Origin of the sequence: Qipengyuania algicida (assembly GCF_009828025.1) — a bacterium.
Taxonomy (GTDB): domain Bacteria; phylum Pseudomonadota; class Alphaproteobacteria; order Sphingomonadales; family Sphingomonadaceae; genus Qipengyuania; species Qipengyuania algicida.
On sequence record NZ_WTYA01000008.1, the window covers coordinates 79,409 to 98,204 of the forward strand.

Below are 18,796 nucleotides of genomic sequence, written 5' to 3' on the forward strand. Positions count from 1 at the left end.
TACATTATTGCGAGTCAAGCCTATCTGGTGGTCATGCCTTCCCACGCCGCTCCGCCCTCAGCCATGCAGGACCGCAGCCACAAGACTGAGGGCCTGCTGTGTGACGCCGCCGAAGACGCCATGCGCGAAGGCGGGTTGGAGCTTTGCACTATTCAGGAGGTCGCACGGCGCGCCGGTCGTTCGGTGGGCAGCGTCTATCGCCGTTATGGCGACAAGGATGCGCTGATCGCTGCCGTAATCCTGCGCTATCTCGAGCGGGTTCGCCAGTCGAACGAGCAGGGTTTCGCACTGCTTGTCGAACGGCACCCCGGGCTCGATTCCCGGCTACGAACATTGCTCGAGCTGGCAGTCGCAAACCAGCGGCGCGAGGGTCGGCTGGCGCGCGCATTCGACGAAGCGGCGAGCCAATCGGGCAATCCCATTCTGACCGACGCCATGCAGCGCCTTCGCCAGACGTTGCGCACTCTCGCCCTCGACATGCTGGACGATTGCGCCGCAGAAATTGTGCATGACAATCCGCGCATTGCCGCTGGCTTCGCGATCGACATGATGATGGGGGCGATCAGTATGGCGACCAACGAACCCGGATTCGAGTTGACCGACGAGGCGCTGGCGAGGGAACTTCACGCCATGCTGCTGGGCTATCTTCGCGGGCCTGCCGCCAGTGCACCCGAGCGATAAGCAGATCCACCTTCCGGAAATATAAAAACCCGGCCCGGCATGACTGCCGGACCGGGTTCTTGCAATTCGTACTCGAGTTCAGCTCAGCTGAACGAAAGCGCGCTATGCGAACGACGGCGCGCTGCGGTGCGTGCGCGAAGCACGCCGCCGAGCAGGCCGAATCCGAGGATGAACATCGCCCAGGTTGCCGGTTCCGGCACGGCATTGACCGCAATGTTATCGATCTCGAAAGCATTGCTGGTCGAGGACAGGCGCAGACCGCTGAAATCGAACGCATCCTGACCCGAGAAGGTCAAGGTCACGATCGGGTTGCTGTTCGCTGAAGCCTGATTGCCGTTTGCCGGCGGAAGGCTGCCACCCATGATCGTGGCAAGTACCGAACCGCCCGTGCCGAGCACTTCAAGTGTGTTGTAGGTGTCGACCGAACCCCAGATGAAAGACACCCAGTTTACGCCGGTGGCATTGGCGATATCGATAGTACCCGGTGACGACGTCGACGGGCCGACCGAAAAATACATGCCGGTGCTACCGAGCGGCTGTGCGTACTGGCCACTGGTGGTGCCCGGTCCGACAATTCCACCACCCGAGTTGGTCGGTGTCGTCCCAGGTGTGTCGAAATCATAGGTTGGCGCAGGGCCAGCATAAACGGCCGCACCCGGCGAAGTGGTGACAGTCACCGACGCACCAGCGGCAGTGGCCATCGAGGCCAACGCCACTGCAGTCGATGTTAAAACGAGTTTCTTCATGTCAAGCTCCTTGAACCACGTTGGGAAACGGGAGAATCCCGCATTTTTATCAAAGGTTTTCGGTATCACCCCGAGGGGAGAGTCCTGTTTTTTGCGCCCGACTCACCGCAGGTCGATTCGACTGCGAGACAAATCAACAATACACCTTAACGAAATTTAATGAAGCCGAAATTTTGGGCGCCCCATAATGGGACGCTTCCGCAAAGAGCTGAACAGACTTTGCTATCGCCTCAGCTTGCGCACTCGATACAATTTGCAACGCTTGGATCATGCGCCAATCGCCTCGGCTCGATGGCGTTGCCACATTGCACGCACCAGCCCCATTCGCCTTCATCGATGCGCGCAAGTGCAGCATTTATGCGAGCCCTCTCGCCCAGCCGCCTCCGCTCCGCCGCTTGTGCCATGGCCTGCTGTTGCAGAGCGTCCATCCGGCTCAGCCGCCCCACGCTGTCCTGCCGCAGTTCGACCGTTCCGCGCGCATCGGCGTTCACATTATCCTCGGCATCGAGTTCTTCGCGGCGCGCGAGCAGGCGGATGAGAGCTTCTTCCTCTGTCACCGGGCGAGTTTCCTACACAGCGCGGGGCATGGCAAGCAGGCAAGATGTCCCCATGCCGCCCTTGCACCATCCTGCCGACCGCGCGATCCGTACACGGGGTGGCCAGGAATTTTTGCATCAGGACCGTGTTCCATGTGTTCCATCCTGTCGGACTGACCCGGCGGGATCCTAATTTTGTCCTACAGCGTCCAATCGATGGTCCCGCGCCCGTGCGTGGCAAGAAAGGCGTTCGCGCGGCTGAACGGCTTGCTCCCGAAAAAGCCGCGATGTGCCGACAGCGGACTTGGATGCGGGCTGCGCAAAACCAGATGGCGGCCATCTTCGAGCCCCGCGATACGCACGGCCTTGGCCTGCGCATGGCTGCCCCACAGGATAAACACGCTGGCCGCATTCCTGGCCGCAACCGCCGCCACCGCCGCATCGGTAATCGCTTCCCAGCCATGTCGGGCATGGCTGCCTGCGCGTCCCGCCTCGACCGTCAGCGTATTGTTGAGCAGCAAAACGCCTTGCCGGGCCCAACCGGTCAGATCGCCACTCCGGCGCCGCGGAATACCGAGATCGCTTTCCAGCTCCTTCGTGATGTTGATCAGGCTCGGCGGAAGGCGGACGCCGCCGGGAACGGAAAAACTCAAACCCATCGCCTGCCCCGGACCGTGATACGGGTCCTGTCCAAGAATCACCACCTTCACATCGTCGAGCGGCGTCAGTTCGAGCGCGCGCAGGCGACACCCGCGCGGGGGGTAAATGGTCTTGCCCGCCTGCTCCTCGGCCCGCAGCCAGCCGCCCAGCTGCCGCGATTCGGGCGTCGCCAGCACCGGCTCCAGCGCAGCGCGCCAGCTTTCGGGAATTGCGCCTTCGGTCATGCCCCTTCGCTAAAGCGCAAACCTCGTCATTTCCAGCGCCCCTTCCCCTCGATCCCCGATCCCGCTAACGCCCGCCGGATCATGGCGATATTTTTTCACGAAGAAGACTTGCCCGAAGGCGTTCTGGCCGATGGTGCGATTGCAGTAGATACCGAGACGATGGGCCTCATCACCGGTCGCGACCGGCTATGCATCGTCCAGATCAGCGACGGCGGAGGCGACGAGCATCTCGTCCGCTTCGGCCCCGACAGCAGCTACGATGCGCCGGTGCTGAAGGCGGTTCTGGCCGATCCGGCGCGGACCAAGCTCTATCACTTCGCCCGGTTCGACCTCGCGGCGATCGAGCATTATCTCGGCGTTACCGCTGCTCCGGTGTTCTGCACGAAGATCGCGAGCAAGCTGGTCCGTACCTACACCGATCGCCATGGCCTGAAGAATCTTGTCGAAGAACTGCTCGGCGTTTCGCTGTCAAAGGCGCAGCAAAGCTCCGACTGGGGCGGCCCGGACATCAGCGATGCGCAACGCGAATATGCCGCATCCGATGTGCGCCACCTCCACCGACTGCGCGACGAACTGCAACGGCGGCTCGAACGCGAGGGCCGCAGCGAGATCGCGCAGGCGTGTTTCGACTTCCTGCCCACCCGCGCGCGGCTGGATATTGCGGGCTGGGCCGAACAGGATATCTTCAGCCACGCCTAAGGTGGCGACGGCGAAGAGGGGCCCATGGTCTTCAAACGACGCGGCAGAATCGAAACCGAGGAGGCGAAGCAGCTGCGCGACGCGCGCAAGCACTTCGCCGAGCCCGGCGGCTCGCACGATCGGCTGGTCAAGTTCCTGGCGATGGCACTGCCGATGGGCGTGGGGGTCGTCGCAGCGCTGATGGTGGTGACGCCGCTTTCGCCGCGCGGCGAAGTCAGCTTCCTGCTCGACCGCAAGAAAGTGGCGGTGGTGAACGAACGCCTGAGTTCCAACGCCGCGCTTTATCGCGGAACCGACAACAAGGGCCAGCCCTTCTCCCTCAGCGCGGGCAATGCAATCCAGCGATCGAGTGCCGAAGGGATCGTGCGGATGCAGAATCTGGTCGCCAGCATCCTGCTGCCGGACGGGCCGGCACGGCTTCAGGCACCCGGTGGTACCTATAACATCGCCGATGAAATGGTCCGGGTCCCAGGCACGGTCGAAATGACCGCTGCCGATGGCTACGCGATGGTGCTGAACGACGTTTCGATCGACCTTGCCGACCGGATGGTAACTGGCCAGGGCGGCGTCTCCGGGTCGACCCCGGCGGGCACTTTTTCCGCCAACCGTCTCGAAGCCGATATCGCCGCCCGGACGATATCGCTGATCGGTGACGCGCGGCTGCACATGATCCCGGGCAAAGTGAACCAGATGAGGATGCCCTGATGCGCGATCTCCTGCCTACCATGACCCGATCGGCACTGGCCGGCTTCGTGCTGACTCTGACAGCCATGGCCGGCATCCACCTCCATGCGCAGGCGATCGCCAGCCACGATTCGAACGCGCCGGTCGATTTTGGCGCGGACCGGATCGAATTGCAGGATCGGCAGGATCGGGTCGTTCTGTCGGGCAATGTCCGTTTCGATCAGGCCGGACTGACGCTGACCGCGGCACGCACGCTGGTCAATTACACCAATACCAACAAGCTTCAGATCCAACGGATCATGGCGACCGGCGGGGTGACGGTGACGCGCGGCAACGAACGTGCGAGCGGCGATGTGGCGGTCTACGATTTCAATCGGCGGATCATCACCATGTCGGGCAATGTCCACTTGAAGCGTGGCAGTGATACGCTCAACGGCGGGCGGCTGGTGATCGATCTCCGCAGCGGCGTGTCGAGCGTTGATGGCAGCGCCAGCGGGTCGTCGGCAGTCGCGGGATCGACTACGAACAGCTCCAATGGAAGGGTAACCGGCACTTTCAGCGTACCACAGCAGAACTGAACGCCGACCTCAGCGCCGCGCCGCTTCGCGCGTTATCTGGGTCAGTCCTTGCGCCAGCAGCACCTCGCTCGACTGGCTGTTGGTGAGCATATCGCGATGCAGGCCGACCAGCCGCTCGGTCAGCCGATCAAGCCGCCGCCCGCGCCAAACCGCCGATTGCGCGCGGATATCGCGCTCCTCGCGAAAGAAGATGCCGAGCCGCGCCTTGGCCCCGCGATCGAGATCCTCGAAACGACCCCGTGGCCCCAACTGCGCCGAGATCCGCGCCAGCTGTGCCGCGCGCCGCTCGACCGCCAGCAGCACGCCTACCGGGTTGAGTGAAAGCTGCCGCATTCGCACGAGCTGTTGGGTCAACGCGCCGGTATTTCCACCAAGCACGCAATTGACCAGCGGGCCGAAGCCATCATCCTCGCACGCCGCCGTTACCGCATCGAGCGCTTCGCTATCGGCCCGACACGGAGCCTGCGGCGACGCGTCGAGATAGAGGGCAAGCTTGTCCACCTCCGATTGCGCCAGCCTGACATCAAGATTGGCTGCGCGAGCGATCCGCTCGGCCAGTTCGCCGCCCAGCGTCACGCCAGCGGCATCGCCCATCGCGCGGACAGTCTGGGTGACAGCGGGGAGATCGGGCTGATAGAACATGCCCACCACTGCATCGCCGCGCTTCTCCAGCAGCTTGGCGGTGCGCGACTTGTCGGTCGCCGCGCTGGCGACCACAATCACCGGGCAGGCCTCGCCCCCACCCGCGTCGCCGGTTTCGATCAGGGTCTTGAGCGCCTCGAGCGCCTCATCGCCTGCCGCCCGCACCCAGATATGGCGCTTGTCGCCAAACAAAGAGGTTGAACGCGCCTCGTCGCCCAGCAGTGCGGGGTTGCCGCGCAGTTCCGCACCGCTCAGTTCGACCCGCTCGCCCGGATTGGGCAGCATGGCAGCGATGTCGCGCGCAGCGGCGCTGGCACCTGCCTCGTCCGGGCCGCAGAAGAAGAAGATCGACGCTTCCCCCGCGATCTTGCGCGCCTTGGCAGCGAAGTCGCGATTGGTGAGCTTCACTTGGCCTTCCGACCGTCCTCGCGCAGCGTCAGCGCCACGCGCGTCACGATCCGGTCGGCGAGATCCTTCGCGAGATTCTCTTCGGCGGTCTGTTCGGCGGCGATGGTCGCATATTCGCTCGACACCACGTCGATCCCGGCATCGGTCCCGTCGCTTGCGTCGAGCAGAATCGAATTGCTCTCCAGATCGACCAGCTGGTATCGCGCGCGCAGGGTCAGTCGCTCCCGGCTCACCGTATCGTCACCCAGCACGCCAAGCCCGGACAGGCTTTCATCGAGCCGTACATCGAGCCGATAGCGTGGCTGCGCATGCCCTGCCGCACCCAAGCGATCGGTAAGAGCGTTGCGAACGAGCCACCCTTTGCGCCCCTCGATCGGCGCGACCTCGACCGCCGCGATTCCGCGCGCGACCGTGCCGCTCGTACCGCCCGCATACATCGGCGTGAGCCCGCAGGAGGCGAGCATCGGCGAAGCAGCAAGGACGAGCAAGAGGGCGAGGGGGATTCGCATCAGGTAACGATATTGACCAGCCGGTCGGGGACCACAATGATCTTTCGCACCGGCGCACCGTCGAGCGAACGCTGGACCTTCTCGCTGGCGAGCGCCATTTCCTCGAGCAGTTCCTTGGCCGCTCCCTTTGGCGCGGTCAGCGTGTCGCGCAGCTTGCCTTTATGCTGGATGGCAATGGTAACTTCGTCCTCGACCAACAGGGCCGGATCGACTGCGGGCCATGCAGCGTCGGCAATCAGCCCGCCTTCGTCCATTGCGTGCCACGCTTCTTCGGCCAGATGCGGCATCATCGGCGCGAGCAGCAGCGCAAGTGTCCGGATCGCCTCGTTGCGGCTGGCCGAGGGCTGTGCCTTTTCGACTGCGCTCGTCAGTTCATAGATCCGGGCGACCCCCTTGTTGAAGGCCAGCGCCGTCACGTCGTCTCCAACCGCGGCGATGGTCTGGTGGGTCTTGCGCGTAAGTGCCTTGTCCTCGCCGTTCGCTTGTGCGTCGAGCTGGCCGAACAACCGCCACAGTCGATGGACGAAGCGCGAGCAGCCTTCGATGCCCGCTTCCGACCACGGCAGATCGCGCTCGGGCGGGCTGTCGGACAGCATGAACCAGCGCACCGCATCGGCGCCGTATTTCGCAATAATGGTGTCCGGGTCGACGACGTTCTTCTTCGACTTGGACATCTTGACCACGCGGCCAATCTCGACCTCTCCGCCATCCGCGGTGAGCAGCGCACGCTCGGCCTCGCGGCTGATTTCTTCGGGCGCATAATAGACCACCCGCTCGCCGTCCCGCCGCGAATAAGTCTCGTGCGTGACCATCCCTTGCGTGAACAGGCTGGCAAACGGCTCCTTCACCTCGATCATGCCGATATGGGCCAGCGCGCGAGTCCAGAAACGGGCGTAGAGCAGGTGTAGGATCGCATGCTCGATCCCGCCGATATATTGTTCGACAGGCAGCCATTTGGCGACTTCCGCCGCGTCGAACGGCTTGTCGCCGGGCTGGCTGGCGAAGCGCAGGAAGTACCAGGAGGAATCGACGAAAGTGTCGAGCGTATCGGTCTCGCGCTCGGCCTTGCCGCCGCATTCGGGGCAGTCGACGTGCTTCCACGTGGGGTGGCGCAGCAGCGGATTGCCCGGCGTCTTGAAGTCGACATCCTCGGGCAGGGTAACTGGCAGCTGGTCCTCGGGCACCGGCACCACGCCGCAGGCCTCGCAATGGATGAAGGGGATCGGCGTCCCCCAATAGCGCTGGCGCGACACGCCCCAGTCGCGCAGGCGCCAGACGGTCTTGCCGGAACCGCGCCCTTCGGCTTCGATCCGCCGAATGACCTCGGCCTTGGCGTCATCGACGCTCATGCCGGTGAGGAAATCGGAATTGACGATGACCCCGTCGCCGTTCTCGGCCTCGCCCGCGAAGGGCTTGTCCGCCTCTTCGATGGTGGCGGCGACAACGCGCGGGATCGGCAGGCCGTATTTGGTCGCGAATTCGAAGTCGCGCTGGTCGTGCCCCGGCACCGCCATGATCGCGCCGGTGCCGTAATCCATCAGCACGAAATTGGCGATGAAGACCGGCAGCTCTGCCCCGGTGAACGGATGTTTCGCGGTGATCCCGGTGTCGAATCCCAGCTTCTCCGCCGTTTCGAGTTCGGCGGCGGTGGTTCCGCCCTTCTTGCACAGCTCGACGAAGGCCTTTGCTTCATCGCTATGAGCCGCCACTGCCTGCGCAACCGGATGATCCGCAGCCACCGCGACGAAGCTCGCGCCGAAAATCGTGTCGGGCCGCGTCGTATAGACCGGCAGCTTGTCGCCATTCGACAGGTCGAAGCTGAACTCCAGACCAGTCGACTTGCCGATCCAGTTTTCCTGCATCAGACGCACCTTGTCGGGCCATCCCTCGAGCGCGCCCAACCCCTCGAGCAAATCCTCGGCGAAATCGGTGATCTTCAGGAACCACTGGTTGAGCTTGCGCTTCTGGACCTCCGCGCCCGAACGCCAACCCTTGCCGTCGATCACCTGCTCGTTGGCGAGCACGGTCATATCGACCGGGTCCCAGTTCACCTCTGCCTGCTTGCGATAGACGAGACCCGCCTCATACAGCTTCAGGAACAGCGCCTGTTCATGGCCGTAATAATCCGGCTCACAGGTTGCCAGTTCACGGCTCCAGTCGAGCGCAAAACCCAGCCGTTTCAGCTGCGCCTTCATGTTGGCAATGTTCTCGCGCGTCCAGCCGCCGGGATGGACGCCCTTTTCCATCGCCGCGTTTTCCGCGGGCATTCCGAAGGCGTCCCACCCCATCGGATGGAGCACTTCATGGCCGGTCATGCGCTTGTAGCGCGCCAGCACATCGCCCATCGTGTAATTGCGCACATGACCGATATGGATGCGCCCGCTGGGATAGGGGAACATCTCCAGCACATAGCTTTTCGGCTTCGCGGAATTGCTATTGGCAGCGAAGGTCTGCGCCTCGTCCCAGGCGCGCTGCCACCGCCCGTCAGCCTGCGACGGATCGAACGCCTGCCCGCTCATGATCGCCCCTAATCCTCTGGTCAGCCGGTAATCGCCTGGCGCCGCAAGGCGCGCGCCCGGGTCAGGATAACATCTTCCAGCTTCTGGACGGTTGCGGCCTGCACCGGCGCATCGACCCAGGTGCCGTTCTGCGCCACCTGGCGAGTCGCATTGACCTGCAGTGCGTCGGCGCGCAGGTCACGATCGAGGATCGACACTGACAGCTTGACCCGCTCCTTGGGATCGCTGGGGTTGGCGTACCAGTCGGTGACGATCACCCCGCCATTGCTGTCCGCCTGCAGCAGCGGTGCGAAACTCACGGTTTCGAGCGCCGCCTTCCAGAGGTAGGCGTTGACGCCGATAGTCGTGACGTTGGCCGCCGCGAGATCGGACTTGGGCCGCGCCTTGTGCGAGCAAGCACCGAGCGCCGCCAGCATGGCGACCGCGATGGCGGTGCGGGAAATTCGACGGGCAGAATAATGGGAGCGCATAGATGTCCTTGGTCTGTCGTTCCCGGCTCTATAACTTGCTGTGCGGTGCGGGCAAGCGCCGGACGCGGGCAAGATGCCCGGATCCATTGCCCATCCCCACGCTGAATGGGTAGTGAACTCGCCTGCCAGCGGTGCAAGTGCGCAACAGTTGAATCAATTCCGAGGGTTGGCCTTGTGGAAAAACTGGCAACATTTGTCTGGAGCGCCTATCTGTGGAACCGGATAGAGCCAGACGGTTATTCAGGGTGCATCGTGTATTGCGTGACAGGCCTGACAACCGGCTTTGTATGGGGATGAAAGGACAATGTCTAAGAAAGGCAGCAAATCCAGCGCAATGCGGGTGATTCCTGCGCTGCTGGCGGCTGCCGGTCTGGCATTTGCCCTGCCGTCTGTCAGCGGTGCGGTGGTCAGCAAGAATGCCCAACCCGCGTCGCGACTCGGGCTTGATTACGTCCCCTTCACCCCGGCCAAGGTGGATCCGCGGCTGGCCCGCGTGGTCGAGCAGGCGCTCGGCACGGACGGGCTACGATTTACACCTGCCGCGCGCCCGGAAAACGGGGATCGCGTTGTGACCATGGCGGTGCGAGTCGACCGGGCTACGGCCAAGGCGATTTCCTTCCGCGCGCCGATGGATGGCGCGGATAATGCCCGTCCAGGCCTCGGCACAACACCGTTGGTTGCCCCGACTCGCTTCAATCTCGGCACGGCACGCGGCTATCAGAGTTTTGCCCAGCCCACCGCCAAGCTCGCTCCATTGCAACCCGGTACGCGCGACATCGGCCTGCCTGACATGTCGCAGTTCAAGCTGGATGAAGGGGCAGAAGCGAGCAAGCCGTCGCGCCTGCAACCGCGAATCGCTTTCAAGCGCGACAACGAACCGGGTCATGGTCCGCGCGCCTATGACAGCGATATCGACCAGTTGGTTGACCTCGGCGGTGCCTATCGCATCACTCGCAACCTCGACGTGACCGCGGGCGTGCGTATGTCACAGCAGCGCGATCGCATCGCGCCGCTGACCGATGGGGTGGAAGACAGCAAGGCGATTTACGTCGGAACCCAGTTCCACTTCTGATCGTGCTGCCCCGGACGGCCTCACAATCGTATTCAGCAAGATTCCCTTTGCCCCTCAAGGCTCTTCTATCTACGCCTAGCGTAACGCTACGGAATGCTTGGGAGAGCAACACATGGGTAAAGTCGCTATCGTCACTGGCGGAACGCGCGGAATCGGTCGCGCGATCTGCGAACATCTGAAAGAGGACGGCTTCACCGTCGTCGCTAATTACGGCGGCAATGAGGAAAAGGCCCGCGCCTTTACCGAGGAAACCGGGATCGCCGCCTACAAATGGGATGTCGGCGACCATCAGGCATGCCTCGACGGTTGTGCGAAGGTCGCAGCAGAGGTCGGCCCGATCGATGCCGTCGTCAACAACGCCGGAATTACCCGCGACGGCACGCTCTTGCGGATGAGCTACGAAGACTGGAACGAGGTGATGCGAATCAATCTCGGCGGTTGCTTCAATATGGCCAAGGCTGTGTTCGACGGCATGAAAAGCCGGAACTGGGGCCGGATCGTCAACATCGGCTCGATCAACGGACAGGCCGGACAATACGGCCAGGTCAACTATGCCGCCGCCAAGAGCGGCATCCACGGCTTCACCAAGGCGCTGGCGCAGGAAGGCGCACGTTACGGCATTACCGTCAACGCGATCGCACCGGGCTATATCGACACCGACATGGTCGCCGCCGTGCCCGATACAGTGCTCGAAAAGATCGTCGCCAAGATTCCGGTCGGCCGACTTGGCCAGGCGCATGAGATCGCGCGCGGCGTGTCCTTCCTGTGCAGCGACAACGCCGCCTTCGTCACCGGCTCGACAATGAGCATCAACGGCGGCCAGCACATGTATTGATGAACGGCGCAAAGGGCGCGGCTTATGACCTGCCGCGCCCTACGCCATTTATGAAACGTAGATCCCCGCGACCTTCCACGTACCATCCTCGCGGACCAGCGATACGGTTTCGATCGCGCCCGAACGATTTGCGTAATCGGCTCGGTATTTGACCGCCACCAGACCTTGCGGCGAGGGCACATCATCCACACTCACCAGCTTGCGGGTCAACAGCTTGCCGAGATCGCCTTGAACGTGACTTGCGGTCTCGCTCCACCGCTCCAACGTGTTGGCTGCACGAAATTGCGATGCGGTTCCTGCGTAACTCGCTTTCCAGTCGCCCGCGTCAACAAGCTTGAGCCAGCGCCTCGCGACGGCATCGACCGCTGCATCGCTTGCGGTGATCTGGGCGGCGGGCGCATCCGCTTGGTCTGAACCCAAAGGGCTGGAAAGCAGCAGCGCTGCGATAAGAACGGTCATGATGGTGACTCCGATCAGCAGGGCGACTGTCCGCCCCTTGCCCCGTCCGCCGGGCTGGCAGACTTCGGGCACGGACGAGGCATCGCCTGCCATGACGCGACCGGCACCCCCCAAATCCTTGTCTACAAACGATTTGGGGCCAGCGTTCTCTGCCGCCGCCAGCTTGCGCGCGGCTTCGCGACTGCTGGAAACCCCCAGCTTGCGCCGAGCATTGCGCAGCCGTTCGTTGATTGTGTGCACAGACAGTTCAAGCTTGCGTGCCATCGATTTGGCATCGTGACCGCGCAGCATCAGCCGCAGCGTGTCCTTTTCCTTGTCGGTCAGCGCGTCGAGCCCGTCACTCATGGCTTGGCACTTTAAGCGCCCGGTCACAGCCAACCACCCCCAAAAAATTGGTATCGCGCCACTTGTCGCGCGCTAGAACAGGCCAATGCCTACGCCCTATCATCCGCCGGTAAAGCGTTCGGTCGCGATCAACGGTCACAAGACGTCGATCAGCCTCGAACCCGTGTTCTGGGATATGCTGCGCACAGCCGCCACGCGCGATGGGGTGCCTCTGGCGGCATTGGTCGCGCGGATCGATGCCGAGCGTATCAAGGCCGATCCCGCGCCGGGCCTTGCCGGAGCGATCCGGGTCTGGCTTGTGACACGGCAACTGGGCAGCGAGAATTGCCTTGCTGCCCCCTCAACCTGATCGTTTGCTATCAGTAGTTTGCCGGTGGATCGCTCGCCAATCTGCTCCAAGGCCAATGGTTTCGTATCGCTGTCGGAATGAGTTCCATCGCGATGGCACTGTGGACGTTGGCGCCCGACAAGTTGGACGGCGCCACCGAATCTGCCGCACCTCGTTTTGGTGCGTTTCTCACCACCACCATTTCCTTCTTCATCGTCGCGGCGCTGGGGCTATGCACTCTGTACGCGCAACTAGCTTCCAACCGATCAAAGCCCGGATAGCACCGCGCCAAGGTTGTTTCGACGCCGATAGTCAGACTCGCCCTTGATTTTTGCTTAGCCAAGTTGTCTGGAGCGCGGCATCCTTCGGGCGAACCAAGGGCGAGTCAGTGACACAATCGAAGTGGATGCGGGTGCTGCTGATTGCGGCGATCCGCCAGCGGCGCATTCTGCGACAGAGCGAACTCGCCTTCATCGCGCTCGCCTGTCTCGTCGGGATCGGGGCCGGTCTGCTGACGTTCGGACAGCAATTCATCGCCCACGGCCTCCAGCGGCTGCTCTACGGGATCGACGCCAATCGGCTCAGCGCACTGGCTGCGATCGATCATCCGTGGCGGTTGCTTGCGCTTCCGCTCGGCGGCCTGTCTCTGGTCGGTGTTGCCTATGCCTTGCGCAAACGGCGTGCCCCGATCGATGTCGTGGAAGGCAATGCCATGCATGGCGGGCGCATTCCCCTGCGCGACAATCTCATCATCTCTGTGCAGACGATGCTTTCCAATGGCACCGGCGCATCGGTTGGGCTGGAAGCGGCTTATGCACAGATGGGCGGCGGACTCGGTTCGCTCGCCGGGCAATGGATGCATCTGCGCCGCAAGGATCTGCGCACGCTGGTTGGTGCCGGAGCGGGTGCGGCGATCGGGGCGGCCTTCGGTGCACCGCTGACCGGAGCGTTCTACGCCTTCGAAATCGTCATCGGTTCTTATGTCCCCGCGTCCATCGCCCCGGTGGTGGCCGCATCGCTGATGGGAACGGTGGCCTCGCAATGGCTGGGGGTCGAACCCTATCTGATCGCGACCAGCGCCTCGCTAAATCTGACTTTCACCGATTATCTCGCCTATGCCGCATTGGGCCTGCTGTGTGCCGCGCTGGGCATTTTTATTATGCGCCTTGTGACCGCAGCCGAAATGAACGTGCAGGGGTCGAAGCTGCTGGGGCGATGGAAGCCGCTCGTCGGCGGGCTACTGCTGATTCCGATCGCATATATATCGCCGCAAGCCCTGTCCTCAGGGCATGGCGCTCTGCATCTGGACCTGCTGCTGCGACCAGCTCTCTCGGTGCTGCTGGTGATTATCGCCTGCAAGATCGCCGCTTCAGTGATATCTCTGAGTTTCGGTTTCCGCGGAGGATTGTTCTTTGCTTCGCTGTTTCTTGGCTCGGTGGTGGGTCAGGCTTTTGCGCAAGCAATCAATCTGCTCGGACTGGGGTTCACCCTCGACCCGGTCGACGCCGCGCTCGTCGGGATGGCGGCGCTCAGTGTGTCGATCGTCGGCGGTCCAATGACCTTGGCGATGCTGGCGCTCGAGATCACACACAATTTCGCGCTGACCGGCGTCGTGCTGACCGCGGCCATCCTGTCGACCGCCGCAACGCGGGAGGCTTTCGGCTATTCGTTCTCGACCTGGCGCCTGCATTTGCGCGGCTCCTCCATGCGCAGCGCGCGCGATATCGGCTGGTCCATCTCTTTAACGGCCGGGCGGGTCATGCGCCGCGACTGGGTTTCGATCGAGGAGACAGCCAAAGTTCGCGAGTTCCGGCGGCGCGTTCCTCTTGGATCGGCGAGCAAGGCAATCCTCAACGATCGCCAGGGGCGCTATGCGGGTATCGTCTCGACCGCTACTGCGCACCGGGAAGACATCGCTCCTGATGCGCCGCTGTCCTCGATTGCTACACTCAAGGATTTTGCGCTGGTCCCGGCTACGCGGATCGACGATGTGCTCAAGAGTTTCGACCGCCATGCGGTCGACGAACTGGCCGTGATCGACGCCAACGATTCCGTCATCGGTGTGGTAACAGAGAAATATGCGCGCCGTCGCTATGCGGAGGAGATCGAACTGAGCCAGCGCGAATTGTTCGGCGAAATGTGATTGGAGCCCCTCGCTCTCGAGGGTTTTAAGATCGCAATCAGCCTCGATCCCGTGTTCTGGACCATGCTTCGCACAGCCGTCACGCGCGATGGGGTGCGTCTTGCGGCATTGGTCGCGCGAATCGATGCCGAGCGTATCAAGACAGATCCTGCGCAGGGCCTTGCCGGTGCGATCCGGGTCTGGCTTGTGACACAGCAAAAGGGCAGCGAGAATAGCCTCGCTGCCCCCTAACCTGATCGTTTGCTATCAGTAGTTTGCCGGCGGATCGCTCGCAGGGAAGCTCTGGTCGCTGTCTTCGTCGACCTCCGTCCATGCGCGCGCCGGCTTGTCGCGCATCGATTCGGGTCCGGCGTTGCGAATCGAGCCTTCGCCCTGTCCGCCAGCAAAGGCCGGTTCGGCCTCACGCTGCGTTTTCTCGTAATAGCGATACCCGGCATAGCCGAGCGCGCCGAGTGCAAGTAGTTTGAACATGGGTAATCCTTTCGCGTCCTTGTACCTAATGGACGCGAGAGGAGGCCGCCTGTTCCCGTTCAGTCGTCTCCGACCCGCTCGATATCCGCTCCGATCAGCTTGAGTTTTTCCTCCAGCCGCTCGTAACCGCGGTCGAGGTGGTAGATCCGACGGACCTCGGTTTCACCCTCGGCAGCAAGCGCAGCGATGATCAGGCTCATCGAGGCGCGCAGATCGGTCGCCATGACTGCCGCACCAGTAAGCGAAGCAGGACCTTTGACGACGGCGGTGCGGCCCGAAACTTCGATGTCGGCACCCATGCGCCTGAGTTCCGGCACATGCATGAACCGGTTTTCGAAGATCGTTTCGTTCAGCACGCTGGTGCCTTCCGCCTTGAGCAGCAGGCTCATCAACTGTGCTTGCATGTCTGTGGCAAGTCCCGGATAGGGCGCGGTAGAGAGGTTCACGGGCTTGAGTGGTCCGTTCGCCGCGACCCGCACACCGCCCGCGTCACTTTCCACCTCGCAGCCGATGTTGCGCAGCGCGTGGAGCGTTGCGCCCATGTCTTCGCCATTGGCGCCTTCCAGATACACCTCGCCACCGGTGATGGCCGCCGCGCAGGCATAAGACCCCGCCTCGATCCGGTCGGCCATGACCTTATATGTTGCGCCGTGCAGTCGCTTCACGCCGTGGATGGTGATGTCGGAACTTCCGATCCCATCGATCTTTGCGCCCATTGCAACGAGCAAATTGCACAGATCGACGATCTCGGGTTCGCGCGCGGCATTGAACAGGCGGCTGGTCCCGCTCGCCAGAACCGCCGCCATCAGCGCATTCTCGGTCGCGCCAACCGAAACCACCGGAAAATCATATTCGCCGCCCGGCAGTTTGCCTCCGGGAGCAGTGGCCTTCACATAGCCCGCCGCCAGTTCAATCTCCGCTCCAAAAGCCTCCAGCGCTTTCAAATGCAGGTCGATCGGGCGGTTGCCGATGGCGCACCCACCCGGCAGAGATACGGTCGCCTCGCCCGTGCGTGCCAGCAGAGGGCCGAGTACCAGGATCGAGGCGCGCATCTTGCGCACCAGGTCATAGGGCGCGACGTTGGAGGTGATCCGCGGCGCTTCCAGCGTCATCACGCGCCCGAAATCTTCCGGGCGCGAGCCTTGGACGCTGGTGGTGACGCCGAACTGGTTCATCAGGTGCTGAAACCCATCGATGTCCGCCAGCCGCGGCAAATTGCGCAGCGTCAGCGGCTCTTCGGTCAGCAGCGCGCAGGGGATCAGAGTGAGCGCGGAATTCTTCGCGCCGGAAATCGGCAGGGAACCGGATAGGCGGTTGCCGCCTTTAATGATGAGCTTATCCATGGGGCCTGCCTTAAACACTTTGCAACGGGTGGCAAAGCACTGCCCATGCTCCTAGGAAAACGCTGACTTGGGCGCGAGATGCCGCGCGAACATTGCTTGGGGATACCGATGAATTCGCACAAACCGATCAAGAAAGCCGTCTTTCCCGTGGCCGGCATGGGCACGCGCTTCCTGCCAGCAACCAAGGCGATCCCCAAGGAATTGCTGCCCATAGTCGATCGCCCGCTGATTCAGTACGCCGTGGACGAGGCGCGCGAAGCGGGGATCGAGCAAATGATCTTCGTTACCGGTCGGGGCAAGACGGCAATCGTCGAGCATTTCGACATGGCCTACGAGCTTGAGACCACCATGACAGAGCGCGGCAAGTCGCTCGCCGTGCTCGATCCGACTCGCGCCACGCCGGGCGATATCATCACCGTGCGCCAACAGGTGCCCATGGGTCTCGGCCATGCGATCTGGTGCGCCCGGGCGATCGTGGGCGATGATCCTTTTGCGATTTTCTTGCCCGACGAACTCATGGTCGCCTCAAAGGGCGGCACCGGCTGCATGAAGCAGATGGTCGAGGCCTATAACGAAGTTGGCGGCAACCTGATCTCGGTGCTCGAAGTTCCGCAAGAGGATGTGTCCAGCTATGGCGTGATCGCGCCCGGCAAGGACCTGTCCGATACTTTGACCGAGGTTACCGGGCTGGTCGAGAAGCCGTCTCTTGCCGAAGCACCGTCGAACAAGATCATCTCGGGCCGCTACATTCTCCAGCCCGAGGTAATGGGCGTGCTGAAGGATCAGGGCAAGGGCGCGGGCGGTGAGATCCAGCTGACCGATGCCATGGCCCGCATGATCGGCAACCAGCCGTTTCACGCGGTGACATTTGCCGGACGGCGCTTCGATTGCGGCAGCAAGATCGGGTTCGTCGAAGCGACCTTGGCATTGGCGCTGGAACGCGAAGACATGGGCGCCGATGTGCGCGCGATGGCCAAGCGGCTGCTCCGCGACTAAAAACACCCGGCCTGAATAGCCGGACGCGGTTTGACAATCGGCATCAGCCGGAAAACATCCATTCGCGGGGGGGCATTCGGACCGTTTATGAAACAATTCCTCAGATCCGAAATCGGCAGCCAGATGCTGCGCTTCCTGGTTTCGACTGGTTTCAGCGCAGCCATGTCTTTCGGTCTGCCTGTTGCGCTGCATGAACTTGCAAACGCCCCAAAGACCACCGCCGTCGCCATCGGCTTTGTTACCGCTTATCTCGGCAACATTCTGCTTCTCAGACTGTATGTGTTCCGTTCAAGCGGCTCATGGCTGCACCAGATGTCGCGCTATATTCCCACGAACGGATTTTTCCGCCTGTGCGAGTATTTTGCCGTTGTCGGTCTTTTCCAGCATCTGGGTGTCGATTACCGGGTGGCGATACTTCTGGTTCTCGCAACCTCGTCAATCATCAAGTTCTTTGCCTACAGGTTGATTTTCGGTCACCGCTCCGACCGTGCCCGTTCGGCCGCGGAGCTCCAGGTTTCTGACCCGCTCGAGCGTTAGTTCCATCAGCTGCCGGTTCCGGCCGACCAGGTCGGCGAGCAGGCCCATGACGAATGTCACCGTTCCGGCAGTCATCATCGCGGTGCCGATCACCAATGATTGAATTTTGCCGGCGCCACTGAAAAACAAATAGAAGTACAGGAAGCGGATGATCGGGATCATGCCGATAATGGCAATCACCGCACCGATCGCCGAGAAGATGCGCAGCGGCTGGTACATCGCATACATGAGCAATGTCGTTGCGCCCGATTTCTTGATGAAGCTCGGGATCGACTTGAACAGGCGTGAATCGCGCGTTTTGGCATTCGTTCGCACGGGAACGCTGGCCACGGCCATGCCCTTATGCCCGGCCTGGATCAGCATCTCGATCGTATAACTGAACGAGGACACAATATTGATGCGAAGCGCCGCCGCGCGGGAAATCGCGCGAAAACCGCTGACGGCATCGGGTATCCTGACGGTCGAGAACGTCCGCACGACAGAGCTTCCGAACTTCTGGAGCAACCGTTTCCCGGGCGAAAAATGCTCGATCTTGCCGGTTTCGCGGTCACCCACGACAATTTCAGCTTCGTGGCGGATGATCGGCTGGACCAGATTGGCGATGTCTCCGCCGTAGTACTGGTTGTCGCCGTCAGTATTCACGATGATGTCCGCACCGGCACCCAGCGCATAATCAAGTCCGCGCGCAAAGCTGCGCGCCAGACCGAGATTGGACGGATTCACCAAAACGTGGTGCACGCCAAGCCTTCTGGCGAGCTCAGCGGTTCCATCACTCGATCCATCATCGATAACGAGATATTCGATGACATCTATGCCGGCAATTTCGCGCGGGAGATCGGCAACCGTCTGCTCAAGTGTTCCACACTCGTTGTAGCACGGTATCTGGATTATAAGTTTCATTCGTCCCCTCC

At 62.2% G+C, this 18,796-nt stretch carries 23 protein-coding genes; 12 read left to right on the top strand and 11 right to left on the bottom strand.

Features of this window, described 5'->3' with window-relative positions; genetic code table 11:
* Positions 1–33 precede the first annotated feature (33 nt).
* On the top strand, positions 34–681 hold the full coding sequence (locus GRI58_RS11055; RefSeq protein ID WP_160753666.1) for a TetR/AcrR family transcriptional regulator: 648 nt from the start codon (positions 34–36) through the stop codon (positions 679–681).
* An 83-nt stretch (positions 682–764) separates the two neighbouring features.
* Here GRI58_RS11055 and GRI58_RS11060 read toward each other — a convergent pair whose 3' ends face one another.
* The 3 genes from GRI58_RS11060 to GRI58_RS11070 all read right to left on the bottom strand — a co-directional run bounded on the left by GRI58_RS11060 (position 765) and on the right by GRI58_RS11070 (position 2,847).
* Complete coding sequence (locus GRI58_RS11060) at positions 765–1,427, bottom strand: Npun_F0296 family exosortase-dependent surface protein (protein ID WP_160753667.1); 663 nt, start codon at positions 1,425–1,427, stop codon at positions 765–767.
* Positions 1,428–1,657: 230 nt separating this feature from the next.
* Complete coding sequence (locus GRI58_RS11065) at positions 1,658–1,984, bottom strand: TraR/DksA family transcriptional regulator (protein WP_160753668.1); 327 nt, start codon at positions 1,982–1,984, stop codon at positions 1,658–1,660.
* 179 nt (positions 1,985–2,163) lie between these two features.
* Positions 2,164–2,847: a uracil-DNA glycosylase gene (locus tag GRI58_RS11070; protein ID WP_160753669.1), complete on the bottom strand. Its 684-nt coding sequence runs from the start codon at positions 2,845–2,847 to the stop codon at positions 2,164–2,166.
* A gap of 81 nt (positions 2,848–2,928) precedes the next feature.
* Between GRI58_RS11070 and GRI58_RS11075 the strand changes: the two genes are divergently transcribed.
* The 3 genes from GRI58_RS11075 to GRI58_RS11085 are packed head-to-tail and all read left to right on the top strand — an operon-like array spanning position 2,929 to position 4,808.
* The gene (locus GRI58_RS11075) at positions 2,929–3,546 is read left to right on the top strand and encodes a ribonuclease D (protein WP_160753670.1); all 618 of its coding nucleotides are present in this window, start codon (positions 2,929–2,931) and stop codon (positions 3,544–3,546) included.
* A 24-nt stretch (positions 3,547–3,570) separates the two neighbouring features.
* Complete coding sequence (locus GRI58_RS11080) at positions 3,571–4,251, top strand: LPS export ABC transporter periplasmic protein LptC (RefSeq protein ID WP_160753671.1); 681 nt, start codon at positions 3,571–3,573, stop codon at positions 4,249–4,251.
* Positions 4,251–4,808: an LptA/OstA family protein gene (locus GRI58_RS11085; RefSeq protein WP_160753672.1), complete on the top strand. Its 558-nt coding sequence runs from the start codon at positions 4,251–4,253 to the stop codon at positions 4,806–4,808. Before GRI58_RS11080 ends, GRI58_RS11085 begins: the two co-directional genes overlap by 1 nt.
* Positions 4,809–4,817: 9 nt before the next feature.
* On the opposite strand, the gene GRI58_RS11090 is transcribed toward GRI58_RS11085, so the two are convergent.
* From GRI58_RS11090 to GRI58_RS11105, 4 genes are read right to left on the bottom strand one after another with little or no spacing between them, the layout of a single operon-like run.
* Entirely contained in the window at positions 4,818–5,858 is a 1,041-nt protein-coding gene (locus GRI58_RS11090; RefSeq protein WP_160753673.1) for a DNA polymerase III subunit delta, read from the bottom strand.
* A complete protein-coding gene (lptE, locus tag GRI58_RS11095; RefSeq protein WP_237452263.1) occupies positions 5,855–6,367 on the bottom strand; it encodes an LPS assembly lipoprotein LptE in 513 nt (170 codons plus the stop codon). The genes GRI58_RS11090 and lptE overlap by 4 nt, the downstream gene beginning before the upstream one ends.
* Positions 6,367–8,886: a leucine--tRNA ligase gene (gene leuS / locus GRI58_RS11100; protein WP_160753674.1), complete on the bottom strand. Its 2,520-nt coding sequence runs from the start codon at positions 8,884–8,886 to the stop codon at positions 6,367–6,369. The genes lptE and leuS overlap by 1 nt, the downstream gene beginning before the upstream one ends.
* 20 nt (positions 8,887–8,906) lie before the next feature.
* Entirely contained in the window at positions 8,907–9,356 is a 450-nt protein-coding gene (locus GRI58_RS11105) for a DUF3576 domain-containing protein (RefSeq protein ID WP_160753675.1), read from the bottom strand.
* Between the two features lie 304 nt (positions 9,357–9,660).
* Here GRI58_RS11105 and GRI58_RS11110 point away from each other — a divergent pair, with 304 nt between their 5' ends.
* Entirely contained in the window at positions 9,661–10,428 is a 768-nt protein-coding gene (locus GRI58_RS11110; RefSeq protein ID WP_160753676.1) for a hypothetical protein, read from the top strand.
* A gap of 112 nt (positions 10,429–10,540) precedes the next feature.
* Entirely contained in the window at positions 10,541–11,263 is a 723-nt protein-coding gene (gene phbB, locus GRI58_RS11115; RefSeq protein ID WP_160753677.1) for an acetoacetyl-CoA reductase, read from the top strand.
* Positions 11,264–11,311: 48 nt separating this feature from the next.
* Here the strand turns inward: phbB and GRI58_RS11120 are convergent, their stop codons facing one another.
* On the bottom strand, positions 11,312–12,067 hold the full coding sequence (locus GRI58_RS11120) for a helix-turn-helix domain-containing protein (protein WP_160753678.1): 756 nt from the start codon (positions 12,065–12,067) through the stop codon (positions 11,312–11,314).
* A gap of 85 nt (positions 12,068–12,152) precedes the next feature.
* Between GRI58_RS11120 and GRI58_RS11125 the strand changes: the two genes are divergently transcribed.
* The 4 genes from GRI58_RS11125 to GRI58_RS11140 all read left to right on the top strand — a co-directional run bounded on the left by GRI58_RS11125 (position 12,153) and on the right by GRI58_RS11140 (position 14,769).
* Positions 12,153–12,416: a ribbon-helix-helix domain-containing protein gene (locus GRI58_RS11125; RefSeq protein ID WP_160753679.1), complete on the top strand. Its 264-nt coding sequence runs from the start codon at positions 12,153–12,155 to the stop codon at positions 12,414–12,416.
* Between the two features lie 77 nt (positions 12,417–12,493).
* On the top strand, positions 12,494–12,676 hold the full coding sequence (locus tag GRI58_RS11130; protein ID WP_160753680.1) for a hypothetical protein: 183 nt from the start codon (positions 12,494–12,496) through the stop codon (positions 12,674–12,676).
* A 125-nt stretch (positions 12,677–12,801) separates the two neighbouring features.
* On the top strand, positions 12,802–14,538 hold the full coding sequence (locus GRI58_RS11135; protein ID WP_160753765.1) for a chloride channel protein: 1,737 nt from the start codon (positions 12,802–12,804) through the stop codon (positions 14,536–14,538).
* Positions 14,539–14,769 carry a ribbon-helix-helix domain-containing protein gene (locus GRI58_RS11140; RefSeq protein WP_160753681.1) on the top strand — a complete coding sequence of 77 codons (231 nt, stop codon included), beginning with the start codon at positions 14,539–14,541 and terminating at the stop codon, positions 14,767–14,769. It begins immediately after the preceding gene.
* A gap of 15 nt (positions 14,770–14,784) precedes the next feature.
* Here the strand turns inward: GRI58_RS11140 and GRI58_RS11145 are convergent, their stop codons facing one another.
* Together GRI58_RS11145 and murA are read right to left on the bottom strand one after the other, a co-directional pair.
* The gene (locus tag GRI58_RS11145) at positions 14,785–15,009 is read right to left on the bottom strand and encodes a hypothetical protein (RefSeq protein ID WP_160753682.1); all 225 of its coding nucleotides are present in this window, start codon (positions 15,007–15,009) and stop codon (positions 14,785–14,787) included.
* Between the two features lie 59 nt (positions 15,010–15,068).
* Entirely contained in the window at positions 15,069–16,352 is a 1,284-nt protein-coding gene (gene murA / locus GRI58_RS11150; RefSeq protein WP_160753683.1) for a UDP-N-acetylglucosamine 1-carboxyvinyltransferase, read from the bottom strand.
* A 108-nt stretch (positions 16,353–16,460) separates the two neighbouring features.
* On the opposite strand from murA, the gene GRI58_RS11155 reads away from it, so the two are divergent.
* Positions 16,461–17,348 (top strand): UTP--glucose-1-phosphate uridylyltransferase, encoded by an 888-nt coding sequence (locus GRI58_RS11155; RefSeq protein ID WP_160753684.1) that lies wholly within the window; start codon positions 16,461–16,463, stop codon positions 17,346–17,348.
* Between the two features lie 30 nt (positions 17,349–17,378).
* Positions 17,379–17,885: a GtrA family protein gene (locus GRI58_RS11160; RefSeq protein ID WP_160753685.1), complete on the top strand. Its 507-nt coding sequence runs from the start codon at positions 17,379–17,381 to the stop codon at positions 17,883–17,885.
* On the opposite strand, the gene GRI58_RS11165 is transcribed toward GRI58_RS11160, so the two are convergent.
* Complete coding sequence (locus GRI58_RS11165; RefSeq protein WP_160753686.1) at positions 17,784–18,785, bottom strand: glycosyltransferase family 2 protein; 1,002 nt, start codon at positions 18,783–18,785, stop codon at positions 17,784–17,786. The two genes, GRI58_RS11160 and GRI58_RS11165, sit on opposite strands and share 102 nt — an antisense overlap.
* Between the last annotated feature and the right edge of the window lie 11 nt (positions 18,786–18,796).